Origin of the sequence: Rhizobium sp. N621, assembly GCF_001664325.1 — a bacterium.
Classification (GTDB): domain Bacteria; phylum Pseudomonadota; class Alphaproteobacteria; order Rhizobiales; family Rhizobiaceae; genus Rhizobium; species Rhizobium esperanzae.
On sequence record NZ_CP013495.1, the window covers coordinates 90,657 to 104,371 of the forward strand.

General features: G+C 62.0%; 11 protein-coding genes. 8 read left to right on the forward strand and 3 right to left on the reverse strand.

Going from position 1 to position 13,715, the window contains the following annotated elements; genetic code table 11:
• Positions 1-76 precede the first annotated feature (76 nt).
• The 7 genes from AMK00_RS00425 to AMK00_RS00455 all read left to right on the forward strand — a co-directional run bounded on the left by AMK00_RS00425 (position 77) and on the right by AMK00_RS00455 (position 8,846).
• Positions 77-1,363: an ABC transporter substrate-binding protein gene (locus tag AMK00_RS00425; protein WP_064809192.1), complete on the forward strand. Its 1,287-nt coding sequence runs from the start codon at positions 77-79 to the stop codon at positions 1,361-1,363.
• 6 nt (positions 1,364-1,369) lie between these two features.
• Positions 1,370-2,329, forward strand: coding sequence for a carbohydrate ABC transporter permease (locus tag AMK00_RS00430; protein WP_064800191.1), 960 nt, complete (start codon positions 1,370-1,372; stop codon positions 2,327-2,329).
• Positions 2,322-3,209: a carbohydrate ABC transporter permease gene (locus AMK00_RS00435; RefSeq protein WP_088396864.1), complete on the forward strand. Its 888-nt coding sequence runs from the start codon at positions 2,322-2,324 to the stop codon at positions 3,207-3,209. Before AMK00_RS00430 ends, AMK00_RS00435 begins: the two co-directional genes overlap by 8 nt.
• Positions 3,209-4,306 (forward strand): Gfo/Idh/MocA family protein, encoded by a 1,098-nt coding sequence (locus AMK00_RS00440; protein WP_189636989.1) that lies wholly within the window; start codon positions 3,209-3,211, stop codon positions 4,304-4,306. Before AMK00_RS00435 ends, AMK00_RS00440 begins: the two co-directional genes overlap by 1 nt.
• Positions 4,307-4,333: 27 nt before the next feature.
• Positions 4,334-5,410, forward strand: coding sequence for an ABC transporter ATP-binding protein (locus AMK00_RS00445; RefSeq protein ID WP_064800194.1), 1,077 nt, complete (start codon positions 4,334-4,336; stop codon positions 5,408-5,410).
• A 109-nt stretch (positions 5,411-5,519) separates the two neighbouring features.
• Entirely contained in the window at positions 5,520-6,395 is an 876-nt protein-coding gene (locus AMK00_RS00450) for a phosphotransferase (protein ID WP_064800195.1), read from the forward strand.
• Positions 6,396-8,846, forward strand: a complete 2,451-nt coding sequence (locus AMK00_RS00455) for a GcvT family protein (RefSeq protein ID WP_064809193.1) — start codon at positions 6,396-6,398, stop codon at positions 8,844-8,846.
• A gap of 66 nt (positions 8,847-8,912) precedes the next feature.
• On the opposite strand, the gene AMK00_RS00460 is transcribed toward AMK00_RS00455, so the two are convergent.
• Entirely contained in the window at positions 8,913-10,370 is a 1,458-nt protein-coding gene (locus AMK00_RS00460) for a mannitol dehydrogenase family protein (RefSeq protein WP_064809194.1), read from the reverse strand.
• Positions 10,367-11,782 (reverse strand): glucuronate isomerase, encoded by a 1,416-nt coding sequence (gene uxaC / locus AMK00_RS00465; RefSeq protein WP_064809195.1) that lies wholly within the window; start codon positions 11,780-11,782, stop codon positions 10,367-10,369. Before uxaC ends, AMK00_RS00460 begins: the two co-directional genes overlap by 4 nt.
• A gap of 180 nt (positions 11,783-11,962) precedes the next feature.
• On the opposite strand from uxaC, the gene AMK00_RS00470 reads away from it, so the two are divergent.
• Positions 11,963-12,172, forward strand: coding sequence for a SlyX family protein (locus tag AMK00_RS00470; RefSeq protein ID WP_064805813.1), 210 nt, complete (start codon positions 11,963-11,965; stop codon positions 12,170-12,172).
• A gap of 47 nt (positions 12,173-12,219) precedes the next feature.
• Here the strand turns inward: AMK00_RS00470 and AMK00_RS00475 are convergent, their stop codons facing one another.
• Positions 12,220-13,701, reverse strand: coding sequence for an NAD-dependent succinate-semialdehyde dehydrogenase (locus AMK00_RS00475; protein WP_064800199.1), 1,482 nt, complete (start codon positions 13,699-13,701; stop codon positions 12,220-12,222).
• Positions 13,702-13,715 lie beyond the last annotated feature (14 nt).

The window sequence follows — 13,715 nt, forward strand, 5'->3', positions numbered from 1 at the left end:
GTAACCAATTAGTTATTTGCGCAAGCAAAACTAAATTGGAAGCGTGTGGAGGCGCTTCCCTTTGGAGGAGGAAAAAATGACTCTACGTGTTAGCAGACGTAATTTCGTTGCAGGAAGCGCAGCACTTCTGTCGCTGTCGGCGCTCGGAACCAGCGCTTTGGCACAGGAAACGCGCTTGCGTCTCCTGTGGTGGGGCTCGCAGCCGCGCGCCGACCGCACCAACAAGGTGTCGCAGCTCTATCAGACGAAGAACCCGGGCACCTCGATCACCGGCGAATTCCTTGGCTGGGGCGATTACTGGCCGCGTCTGGCGACCCAGGTCGCGGGCCGCAACGCGCCCGACGTCATTCAGATGGACTATCGCTACATCGTTCAATACGCGCGGCGCGGCGCGCTCGCGCCGCTTGAATCCTATATGCCGGCCAAGCTCAATCTCGACGATTTCGACAAGGCGCAGATCGAAGGCGGCAGCGTCGACGGCCATCTCTATGGCGTTAGCCTGGGCGCCAATTCGGCTGCAACGGTGCTGAATACAACGGCCTTCAAAGAGGCGGGCGTCGATCTGCCGACGCAGGCGACCACCTGGGATGAATTCGCCCGCATGGGTGCGGAAATCACGAAGGCGGGCAAGCGCAAGGGCATGTTCGGCCTCGCCGACGGCAGCGGCGGTGAACCGCTGTTCGAAAACTGGCTGCGCCAGCGCGGCAAGGCGCTCTATACCGCCGACGGCAAGATCGGTTTCGGTGTGGACGACGCATCGGAATGGTACGATATGTGGGCCAAGTTCCGTGCGGCCGGCGCCTGCGTCCCTGCCGATATCCAAGCTCTCGACAAGAACGATATCGAAACCAACACGGTGTCGCTCGGCAAGGCTGCCGCCGGTTTTGCCCATTCCAACCAGTTCGTCGCCTATCAGGCCATGAACAAGGACAAGCTGGCGCTCACCAACTACATGCGCATCAAGCCGGACTCGAAGGGCGGCCATTATCGCAAGCCTTCGATGTTCTTCTCGGTCTCGGCGCAGTCGAAGTCGATCGATCAGGCGGTTGATTACATCAACTTCTTCGTCAAGAACCCCGAGGCTGTGCTGCTCCTGGATGTCGAGCGCGGCATTCCGGAATCGGCTGCCATGCGCGAGGTCGTCGCGGCGAAGCTCGACGACAACGGCAAGGTTGCCTTGGCCTATGTCAGCGGCCTTGGCGATCTCGCCGGCAAATTGCCGCCGCCGCCGCCGCCAGGCGCCGGCGAAGGCGAGTTGATGCTGCGCAACATTGCCGAACAGGTCGGTTTCGGACAACTCTCTCCCTCCGACGGCGGCAAGCAGCTTGTCACCGAAATTACGCAGATTCTCGCACGAGGCTGATGCCGTATGAGCAATGCGATGCGCACGCCCGCAGGGGCCATATCAGTGGAAAGATATCAGGGGGCCGTGGCCGAAGGACGCTTCCGGCGTCTTTGGAATGCCAATGCTCCCGGCTATCTCTTCCTCCTTCCGTGGCTCATCGGCTTTTTCGGGCTGACGCTCGGGCCGGCCCTGATTTCGCTTTACCTGTCCTTCACCGACTTCGACATGCTGCAGTCGCCGCGGTGGGTGGGAGTTGCGAATTACGTGCGCATCGCCACGGCGGATCCGAAATTTTCCGCCGCAATGCACGTCACCCTGACCTATGTCGTCTTCTCGGTGCCGTTCAAACTGACCTTTGCCTTGCTGGTCGCAATGGCACTGAACCGCGGCCTGCGCGGTCTGCCCATCTACCGTGCCATCTTCTATCTGCCGTCGCTGCTTGGCGGCAGCGTTGCCATCGCCGTTCTCTGGCGCCAGCTCTTCGCCAGCGACGGCCTCGTCAACGCCGCACTGGCCCAGATCGGCATCGAGGGGCCAAGCTGGATCTCGCATCCGAATTATTCGATCTATACACTGGTGGCGCTGTCCGTCTGGCAGTTCGGTTCGCCGATGATCATCTTTCTCGCCGGCCTGCGCCAGATCCCGCAGGATATGTATGAGGCGGCAAGCCTCGACGGCGCCTCGAAATTCCGGCAGTTCTACAAGATCACGCTGCCGCTGCTGACGCCGGTGATCTTCTTCAACGCCGTCGTCCAGACGATCGAAGCCTTCAAGGCCTTCACGCCCGCCTTCATCATATCGGGCGGCACCGGCGGTCCGATCAACTCGACGCTGTTCTATACGCTCTACCTCTATCAGGAAGCCTTCGGCAATTTCCGCATGGGCTACGCTTCGGCGCTCGCCTGGATCCTGGTGGTGATCATCGCCATCTTCACCGCCTTCTCCTTCCTAAGCTCGCGTTATTGGGTGCACTACGATGACTGAGATGACCGCTTCCGTCACTGCGGCCAGGCCGCCATCGGATATCACCAAACGCAGCCTGCCCGGGTCGCTCATTGTCCACGCCCTGCTGATCGCCGCTTCGCTTCTCATGGTCTATCCGCTGTTGTGGATGGTTTCGGCATCGGTCAGGCCGGAAACCGAGATATTCTCGTCGACCTCGCTCATTCCGTCGTCGATCGATTTTTCCTCTTATGCCCGCGGGTGGGTCGGCCTCGACGTCAGCTTCGGCCGGTTCTTCTGGAATTCGCTCGTCATCTCGCTGCTGGTCGTGACAGGCAATGTCATCGCTTGCTCGCTGACGGCCTTCGCCTTTGCGCGGCTGCGTTTTGCCGGCCGGAACTTCTGGTTCGCGATCATGCTCGGCACGCTGATGATCCCCTATCACGTGACGCTGATCCCGCAATATGTGCTCTTCCTCAATCTTGGCTGGGTCAACACCATCCTGCCGCTCGTCGTGCCGAAGTTCCTGGCTAGCGACGCCTTCTTCATCTTTCTGATGGTGCAGTTCTTCCGCGGCATCCCGCGCGAACTCGACGAGGCGGCGATGATGGACGGCTGCAGCGCCTGGCGGATCTATTGGAAGATCATGCTGCCGCTGTCGCTACCGGTGCTGGCAACGGCCGCCATTTTTTCTTTCATCTGGACCTGGGACGATTTCTTCGGACCTCTGATCTACCTGAACGACATGAACACCTACACGATCCAGCTCGGTCTGCGCACCTTCGTGGATTCCACCAGCGCTTCAGATTGGGGCGGCTTGTTCGCCATGTCGACCCTGACGCTGGTGCCGGTGTTCTTCTTCTTCCTGTTCTTCCAGCGCCTGCTGATCGAGGGCATCGCCACGACCGGCATGAAACGCTGATGGCAGCAATGGAAAAGAGTGACATGAGCATCAAGACCGTCGCGATCGTCGGCTGCGGCATCGGCCGTTCGCATATCGTCGAAGGCTATCTGCCGCATTCCGACAAGTTCAAGGTGACGGCGATCTGCGATCTGAACGAAGAACGCCTGGCGGTCGTCGGCGACGAGTTCGGTATCGAACGCCGCACCACCTCTTTCGAGGCGCTGCTGGCCGACGAAACGATCGACATCATCGATATCTGCACCCCTCCCGGCATTCATCTGGAGCAGGTGGTCGCCGCTCTCGGTGCCGGCAAGCATGTCGTCTGCGAAAAGCCGCTGACGGGCTCCCTTGCCGGGGTCGATACGATCATGGAAGCGGAAAAGAACGCCAAAGGCGTGCTGATGCCGATCTTCCAGTACCGCTACGGCGACGGCATCCAGAAGGCCAAACGGATCATCGATGCCGGCATTGCCGGCAAGCCCTATACGGCTTCCGTCGAAACCTTCTGGCTGCGCAAGCCCGAATATTACGCCGTGCCCTGGCGGGGCAAATGGGCGACCGAACTCGGCGGTGTGCTCGTCACCCATGCCCTGCATCTGCACGACATGCTGATGCACCTGATGGGCCCGGCCGCAAGGGTCTTCGGCCGCGTCGCCACCCGCGTCAACGATATCGAAGTGGAGGATTGCGCCTCCGCCAGCCTGCTGATGGAAAGCGGTGCCTTCGTCTCGCTGTCCTGCACCCTCGGTTCGCAGGAGCAGATCAGCCGGCTGAGACTGCATTTCGAAAACGTCACCTTCGAAAGCACCCACGAACCCTATACGCCGGGCAAGGATCCCTGGAAGATCATCGCCGCCAATGACGACGTTCAGGAAAAGATCGATCGCGTGGTCGGCGACTGGCAGCCCGTTGCGCCGCGCTTCACCACCCAGATGAGTCAGTTCCACGCCTTCCTCAGCGGCACTGGACCCCTGCCGGTGACCACGAAGGATGCGCGCCGCGCGCTCGAACTCGTCACCGCCATCTACCAGTCTTCCGACAGCGGCGCCGAAGTGCCGCTGCCGGTCGGTCCCGACAGTCCCAAATACGCCGATTGGCGCGCAAGAACCAAGTAACCTGTAAAAGAGAGGGGTTTTGAGACGATGGCAACCAGTGTCGTTCTTCAGAAGGTCGAGAAGCGCTACGGCGCAATGGATGTGATCCATGGCATCGACCTGACGATCGATCCCGGCGAATTCGTCGTTTTCGTCGGCCCCTCGGGCTGCGGTAAATCCACGCTTCTGCGGATGATCGCCGGCCTCGAGGAGATTTCGGGCGGCGCGCTGCTGCTCGACAGCGAGCGCATGAACGAGGTGGCGCCGGCCAAGCGCGGCATCGCCATGGTCTTCCAGTCCTACGCGCTCTATCCCCATATGTCCGTTTACAAGAACCTCGCCTTCGGCCTGGAGACGGCCGGTTACAAGAAGGCCGATATCCAGCCGAAGGTGAAACGCGCCGCCGAGATCCTGCAGATAGAAAAGCTCCTTGAGCGTAAGCCGAAGGCGCTCTCCGGCGGCCAACGCCAGCGTGTCGCGATCGGCCGCGCCATCGTGCGCGAGCCACGTATCTTCCTGTTCGACGAACCGCTGTCGAACCTCGATGCCGAACTGCGAGTGCAGATGCGGGTCGAGATTTCCCGCCTGCACCGGCAGCTCGGCAACACCATGATCTACGTCACTCATGACCAGGTCGAAGCCATGACGATGGCCGACAAGATCGTCGTCTTGAATTCGGGCCGAATCGAGCAGGTTGGTGCGCCGCTCGATCTCTACAACAATCCCGCCAACCGCTTCGTTGCCGGCTTCATCGGCAGTCCGAAGATGAATTTCCTGAAGGCGCGTATCGAACAGGTCGGCGAGGCCGAAACCAGCATTCATGTCTGCGGCAACTCCGTCCGCCTGCCGCGCCGGCTGAAAGGCGAAGCCGGTCAGGAGGTCACCTTCGGCATTCGCCCCGAACATCTTTCGCTTACAGAGGGCGCCATCACGCTCTCGACGGTCAATGTCGATCTCGTCGAAAATCTTGGCGGCGCCACCATGCTCTACACCACGACGCCGGATGGGCAGCTCTTGACGATCGCCCTTGACGGCCAGCAGAAGGTCGAGCGGGGCGCCAATGTGAAGACTTTCTTCGATCCCGCCCGCTGCCACGTATTCGACGCCGCCGGTAAAACGATCTGACTCTTGCGCTCCCGCGAGTCCAGAAGGACGCGTAGCGCTGCCGCCGCTGCTTGACAGCCGATCCTGCTCTGTCCCATCATTTCGGAAGGGGCCGCAAGGAGGGGTGAGCATGACGCCTGAGGATAGGATTCATGCGCTTGGCATCTGGCAGGGCTCAATCGAAATATCGCCGATCGCGGGCGGCATCACCAACAGGAACTATCTGGTCAGCGATGCCGTCGCGCGTTGCGTGGTGAGATTGGGCACCGACATTCCGATCCATCACATCAGCCGCCAGAACGAGCTTGCCGCCAGCCGCGCCGCACATGCCGCCGGCCTGTCGCCGGCCGTCATCCACCATTCGCCTGGCGTGCTGGTGCTCGAATATATCGAGGCGAGGGCACTTGTGCCGGAAGATATCAGGGCGCCTGACATGCTTGCCAGGGTGGTGCCGCTGATGCGTGCCTGTCACCACGACATCGCCCGGCATTTCCGCGGCCCGGCGATGATCTTCTGGGTCTTCCACGTCATCCGCGATTATGCCGCCAGCCTGAGGGCGGCGGGCAGCGCCCACCTTCCCTTGCTTGCGAAACTCCTCGCCAGGGCCGAGACGCTGGAAGAAGCGGCAGGGCCCTTCGACATCGCCTTCGGCCACAACGACTTGCTGGCAGCCAATTTTCTCGATGACGGCAAGCGGCTTTGGCTGATCGACTGGGATTATGCGGGCTTCAACACGCCGCTTTTCGATCTCGGTGGATTGGCCTCCAACAACGAACTGCCGGAAGCAGCCGAGCGGATGATGCTGGAAATCTATTTCGGCCGGCCGCCAACCGATGAACTCATCAGACGCTACGCTGCGATGAAATGCGCCTCGCTGCTGCGCGAGACGCTCTGGAGCATGATTTCGGAAATCCATTCCACGATCGATTTCGACTATGCCGCCTATACGGCAGAGAATCTCGCTCGTTTCGAGCGCGCCTATCAAGCCTTTGAACGGGATCAATAAATGACGAGACAATTACCGAAGACGGCAAAGGCCGTGGTCATCGGCGGCGGCATCATCGGCTGTTCGACAGCCTATCATCTCGGCAAGCTCGGCTGGACCGATACCGTTCTCTTGGAACGCAAGAAGCTGACCTCCGGCACCACCTTTCATGCCGCCGGCCTTGTCGGCCAGCTGCGCACAAGCGCCAACATTACCCAGCTGCTCGGTTACTCGGTCGATCTCTACAAGCGGCTGGAAGAGGAAACCGGCCTTGGCACCGGCTGGAAGATGAATGGCGGCCTGCGGCTTGCCTGCAACGAGGAGCGCTGGACGGAAGTGAAGCGCCAGGCGACCACCGCCCAGTCCTTCGGCCTCGACATGCAGTTGCTGACGCCGCAGGAAGCCTTCGATCTCTGGCCGCTGATGACGATTGACGATCTGGTCGGCGCCGCCTTCCTTCCCACAGACGGTCAGGCCAACCCTTCCGACATCACCCAGGCGCTCGCCAAAGGCGCCCGCATATCAGGCGTTTCGATCTTCGAGGATACCGAAGTCCTCGACCTCGAAATCGACAAGGGGAAGATTCGCGCCGTCATCACCGCAGAGGGGCGCATCGAATGCGAGCGGGTCGTCGTCTGCGCCGGCCAATGGACCCGCGCCTTTGCAGCCCGCTTCGGTGTCAACGTGCCGCTGGTCTCGGTCGAACATCAATATATCATCACCGAATCTTTCGGCGTGCCTTCCAACCTGCCGACGCTGCGCGATCCCGATCGTCTGACCTATTACAAGGAGGAGGTCGGCGGCATCGTCATGGGCGGCTACGAACCGAACCCGATCGCCTGGGCGGAGAAAGGCATTCCCGAGGATTTCCACTACACGCTGCTGGACAGCAATTTCGAGCATTTCGAGCAGATCATGGAACAGGCGCTCGGCCGCGTTCCGGCGCTGGAGAATGTCGGCGTCAAGCAGCTCTTGAACGGCCCGGAAAGCTTCACGCCCGACGGTAATTTCATTCTTGGCGAGGCGCCGGAACTCAAGAACTTTTTCGTCGGCGCCGGCTTCAACGCCTTCGGCATCGCGTCTGCCGGCGGCGCCGGCATGGCGCTTGCCGAATGGGTGACGAAGGGCGAGCCGCCCTATGATCTCTGGCCGGTCGACATCCGCCGTTTCGGACGCCCGCATTTCGATACCGACTGGGTGCGCACCCGCACGCTGGAAGCCTATGGCAAACACTACACGCTGGCCTTCCCCTTCGAGGAATATGCGAACGGCCGCCCTTGCCGCAAATCGCCGCTTTACGATCGGCTGAAGGCGCAGGGTGCCTGTTTCGGTGAAAAACTCGGCTGGGAGCGGCCGAACTGGTTTGCCGATCTCTTCGCCAATGAGGAGCCGAGGGATGTCTATAGCTACAAGAGGCAGAACTGGTTCGAGGCCGTCGGTCGGGAGCACAGGGCAGTGCGCGAGGGGGCGGTCATCTTCGACCAAACCTCGTTCGCCAAATTCGTGTTGAAGGGCAGCGATGCCGAGGCGACGCTCTCCTGGATCGCCGCCAACGATGTCGCCAAGCCTGTGGGATCGCTCATCTATACACAGATGCTGAACGACAGGGGTGGCATCGAGTGCGACCTGACGGTCGCCCGGATCGCCGAGAACGAATATTACATCGTCACCGGCACGGGTTTCGCCACGCACGACTTCGATTGGATCGCGCGCAATATTCCGGCCGAGATGCATGCCGAACTGGTCGACGTCACCTCTGCCTATTCCGTTCTGTCGCTGATGGGGCCGAATGCGCGCGCCGTGCTGGAAAAAGTGACCGGCAGCGATGTTTCGAACGCGGCCTTTCCCTTCGGCCAGGTCAGAACGATCGGCATATCGGGCTGCCCGGTGCGGGCGCTGCGCATCACTTATGTCGGCGAACTCGGCTACGAACTGCATGTGCCCATCGAATATGCCACCACCGTCTATGACGTGCTGATGGCATCAGGCGGCGAATTCGGCCTCGTCAACGCCGGCTACCGCGCCATCGAAAGCTGCCGCCTGGAAAAGGGCTATCGCGCCTGGGGCTCCGATATCGGCCCCGATCACACGCCTGTCGAAGCCGGCCTCGGCTGGGCGGTGAAGACCCGCAAGAACATTCCCTTCCGCGGCCGCGAAGCAATCGAGCGGCAGCTCAAGGAAGGTGTGAAGAAGCGCCTCGCCTGCTTCGTTCCCGATGATCCCGATACCGTGCTGCTCGGCCGCGAAACCATCTATCGCGACGGCAAACGTGTCGGCTGGCTATCGAGCGGTGGCTTCGGTTATACGCTTGGGAAGGCGATCGGCTACGGCTATGTTCGCAACCCGGAAGGTGTGACGGAAGATTTCGTCCTCGCCGGCGTCTATGAGCTCGACGTCGCGAGGCAACGCATTCCCTGCAAGGTGTCGCTGGCGCCGCTCTATGATCCCGAAATGGCGCGCGTGAAGGGCTGACATGAAGTGACGCAAAGAGAGGGCGTGCCGTGGGACACCCCCCTCTGCTGAAAAGACTTCAGGCTCTCAAAACAGCGGCAGTCGGTCGTCCTGGATGAGGATCTCGAGCTTGTCCGAGACATCCTGCGTCCAGGCCCGATGCCCTGTCAAAGCCGACGGGAAAAGGCCTGGCAGGGTGAACAGAGCCGCCGAGATCGCCGGACCAGTGCGCGGGATGTCGGCGATGAGCGCGGCGATCTCGGCAGCGCGGGGGTCGCGCAGCTCATAGCGCTCGCCATTGCCGCGTTCGCCAATCGCATAGCGCATCCATGCCGCAACGGCGATCGCGTAGGTCTCCGCCCGGTCGCCAAGGGCAAGCGCCTCGCATGCCGGCTCCAGCAGCCGTTGCGGCAGTTTCTGCGTGCCGTCCATGGCGATCTGATAGGTGCGGTGGGCGATCGCCTTGTTTGCAAAGCGTGCTATCAATTCATTGGCATAATCATCGAGATCGATACCCGGCACAGCGTCGAGGGTGCGTGCCGCCGCATGCATGTGGCGATAGGCCAGCGCCGCTAGACCCACGTCATCCATGACGTCGCGGATGAATTCATAGCCGCCGATATAACCGAGATAGGCAAGCAGCGAATGGGCGCCGTTCAGCATCCTGAGCTTCATTTTTTCGTAGGCCGAAACTTCCTCGACCATCAGCGCGCCGCGTACCTTTTCCCAAGCCGGACGGCCATTGGCGAAATGGTCTTCGATGACCCATTGCGTAAAGGGCTCCGTCTCGATCGCCGCCATGTCGGCGCGGCCCGTCAGCCGCTCGGCATCGACATAGGTCGCGTCGGTGCTGGCGGGCGTGATTCGGTCGACCATCGTCGACGGGAAGGGCACGTTCGCTTCGATCCAGCGATGCAGCTCGGCATCGATGCGCGAAGTGAATTCGAGCACGAGGCGCTTCAGCACGGCGCCGTTGCTCGGCAGGTTGTCGCAGCTGAGTGGGGTGAAGGGCGCTATGCCCTTCTGCCGGCGGCGCGCGAGGCCTTCGACGAGATAGCCGATGACGCCGCGCGGCGCATGTCGGTTGGCGAGGTCGGCGACGATATCCGGATGTTTGAGGTCGAGGCCGCCCGTTGCGGGATCGAAACCATAGGCCTTTTCCGTCACCGTCATGCTGACGATGCGGATGGCAGGGTCCTCGAGCCGCGCCAGCAGCCCGGCCGGATCGCGCGGTGCCACATGCGCCTTCAGGATCGAGCCGATTACTTCGGCCGTCGTGCCTGACGTGTCGCGGATCAGCACCGTATAGAGCCCGTTCTGGGCGGAGAGATTGTCCGCGACATCGGGCGTGCGCAGGCTCGCCACCTCGATGCCCCAGTCGCCGCCAGCGGCTGCGAGCGCGCCATCCGTGAAGGGTGCGAAATGGGCGCGGAAGAAGGCGCCCGGGCCGAGATGCAGGATGCCGGCCTTCAGCGCATTCCTGTTATAGGCGGGAAGCTTCGCCGTCGGCGCAAGGCCGGTCACGTTCTGCAGTCTGTCGCTCACAGCTTGTAGGCCTTCTTCGCATTGTCATAGGAGAGTTCGCGCGCCACGATCTCGGCATCCTGCCCGGAAATCCGGTGCTCGGCGACGAGCCCAGCGAGGAAGCGGCAGACTTCACGGCGCCAGACGTCGTGGCGGGCCGGGATCGACAGCAGCGCGCGCGTGTCGTCGTTGAAACCCGCCATATTGGCGAAACCGGCCGTCTCGACGACTTGGTCGAGATAGCGGCGGATGCCAAGCGGGCTGTCATGGAACCACCAGGGCGGGCCCACCATCAGGCAGGCCCAATGGCCGGCCATCGGCGCCAGCTCCCGGGCATAGGTCGTCTCGTCGAGCGTGAAAAGCAGGATGCGCAGGCCCGGCGCATGTCCATATTTGGAAAGCAGCGCATTCAGGCCGCCGACCCAGTCCGTGCGTGTCGGGATATCGGCGCCCATATTGGGACCGCGGGTGGCAAAGAGCCCGCTGTCGGTATTGCGTCGCGAGCCGGCATGGATCTGCATCACCATGCCGTCCTCGGCCGATAGACCGGCCATCTCGGTCATCATCTGGCCGCGGAAAAGCTCGGCATCAACAGCCGAAAGCCGGCCCTTCAATGCCTTGTCGAGCAACGCCTGTTTTTCCCCAAGCGGCAGATCGGCGGTGAAGGCTGTCGGCACCCCGTGATCGGTCGCAGTGGCGCCGAACTGGCGGAAATAGGCGCGCCGGCGCCGATGAGCCTCGATCAGGCCGTCCCAGTTCGTGACGTCGGCGCCGGTGATCTCTCCGAACTTGAGGAGATTGTCGCGGAAGCCGACGGCATCAGGATCGGTGACGCTGTCCGGCCGGTAGGTGGTGCGCACCTTGCCGATCCAGCCCTCTGCCGCCATCTTCTGGTGATGGACAAGCGGGTCGAGCGCACCTTCGGTCGTCGCGATCGTTTCGATGCCGAATCGCTGATGCAGCGCCCGCGGGCAGAATTCGGGACGGGCGAGCTGGGCATTGATGTGATCGTAGAGCGCATCGGCATTATCCGCCGTCAGCGGCTCGGTGCAGCCGAGCACGGCCGACATGGCGTGATCGACCCAGAGGCTCGAAGGCGTTCCGCGGAAGAGATGGTAATGCCTGGCAAAGGTCCGCCAGATCGCCCGCCCCTCAGCCACCGGCTTGCCGTCGAGCCTGGGAACACCGAGCTTGTCCAAGGTGACGCCGACGCTGTGCAGCATGCGGAAGAGATAGTGATCGGGAATGACCAGCAGCGAAGCCGCGTCTTCAAAGGGCTTATCGTCGGCGAACCAGGACGGTTCGGTGTGCCCGTGCGGGCTGACGATCGGAAGATTGCGCACCGTCTCGTAGAGGTCTCGCGCGATGGTCCGTGTCGCCGGGTCGGCCGGAAAGAGCCGGTCCGGATGAAGAAAGCCGTTGCCTGCATCCATCAGTATTCCTCCCTGATGGATTAGGGCCTACCCCACTACATCGGGCACGGCAAGGTCTTTTAGTAACCAAACGGTTCAGTTTTGCGCATGGCCGCGCCGGGGGTCGAAAACATTGACGCGGCGGTCTATTTCGGCTTTGGAAAAACCATCTGTTCTGCCGGTGTCGGCAAAGGAGGATCGATGTCCGACGAGACCAACCGCATCACCCGGCTGGAGGAAATGCTGGCGCATCAGGCAAAGACGATCGAGGAGCTTTCCGATCAGCTCGCCGAACAATGGAAGATCGTGGAGCAGATGCGCACCAAGCTTGATCGGTTGACAGAACGCTTCCTGTCGCTGGAGGAGCAGTCGCTGGAAGCCCCGGCCATCACCCGTCCGCCGCATTATTAAAAGCACGCGGCGCAATGCCGCGTGCTTGTCCTGTTAGGGGCGACGGATCAGACGCCGCCGATGCAGAGATATTTCATTTCCAGGTAATCGTCGGCGCCATGGCGCGAACCCTCGCGGCCGAGGCCGGATTGCTTGATGCCGCCGAAAGGCGCCGTCTCGGACGACATAAGGCCGGTATTGATGCCGATCATGCCATATTCCAGCGCTTCCGCCACCCGCCAGACCTTCTTCAGATCGCCGGCATAGAAATAGGCGGCAAGGCCGAATTCGGTGTCGTTGGCCTCAGCGATGACGTCCTCGGCCGTCTCGAAGCGGAAGAGCGGCGCCACCGGCCCAAAGGTTTCCTCGCGCGCCACCGTCATGCCGCGCGTCACGCCGGTTAGCACTGTCGGCGCAAAGAAGGTGCCGGCGCCGTCGATGCGTTTGCCGCCGGTGAGAACCTTGGCGCCCTTGGCCAGCGCGTCGCCGACATGGTCCTCCACCTTGGCAAGACCCTGCTCGTCGATCAGCGGCCCGATCTCGACACCGGGCTTGAACCCATCGCCGACCGACATCTCGGCGACTTTGGCGGCAAGCTTCGCGGCGAAAGCGTCATAGACACTCGATTGGATGTAGAGGCGGTTGGCGCAAACGCAGGTCTGGCCCGCATTGCGGTATTTGGAGGCGATCGCGCCCTCGACGGCGGCGTCGAGATCGGCATCATCGAAGACGATGAACGGCGCGTTGCCGCCGAGCTCCAGGCTCACCTTCTTGATCTGGTCGGCGCACTGCCGCATCAGGATACGGCCGACCTCGGTCGAGCCGGTGAAGCTGATCTTGCGCACTTTTTCATTGCTGCAGAGCTCGCGGCCGATCGCCGGGCCATCGAGCCCGACGATGAGATTGAAGACGCCGGCGGGAATGCCGGCCTGTTCGGCGAGCACGGCAAGGGCAATCGCCGTCAGCGGCGTCTGCTCGGCCGGCTTCGACACGACAGCGCAGCCGACGGCAAGCGCCGGCGCGATCTTTCGGGCAATCATCGCCGCCGGGAAATTCCACGGCGTGATTGTGCCGACGACGCCGACCGGCTGCTTGATAACGATCATGCGCTTGTCCTGGGACGGCGCCGGGATCGTCTCGCCGTAAATGCGCTTTGCCTCTTCCGCATACCATTCGATATAGGCCGCGGCATAAAGGATCTCACCGCGCGCTTCCGGGAAGGGCTTGCCCATCTCGGCGGTCAGGATCGCCGCGAGCGCATCGGCATTGGCGACGATCAGGTCGAACCATTTGCGCAGGATCTGGCTGCGTTCCTTGGCCGGGCGGGCAGCCCAGGCCGGCTGGGCGGCATAGGCCGCATCGATCGCCGCCCGCGTTTCGGCTGCGCCCATATCGGGCAGCGACGCGAGCAGCTCGCCGGTAGCCGGGTTCAGCACGTCGAAGGTCTTTGCGGCATCGCCCGATGTCCAGACACCGTTGATATAGCCGGCATCGCGCAGAAGGGGCGAGGAAAAGGCAACATGCCTGGTCAGAGCGGTGGTGAAAGCCATGTCATATCTCCTTG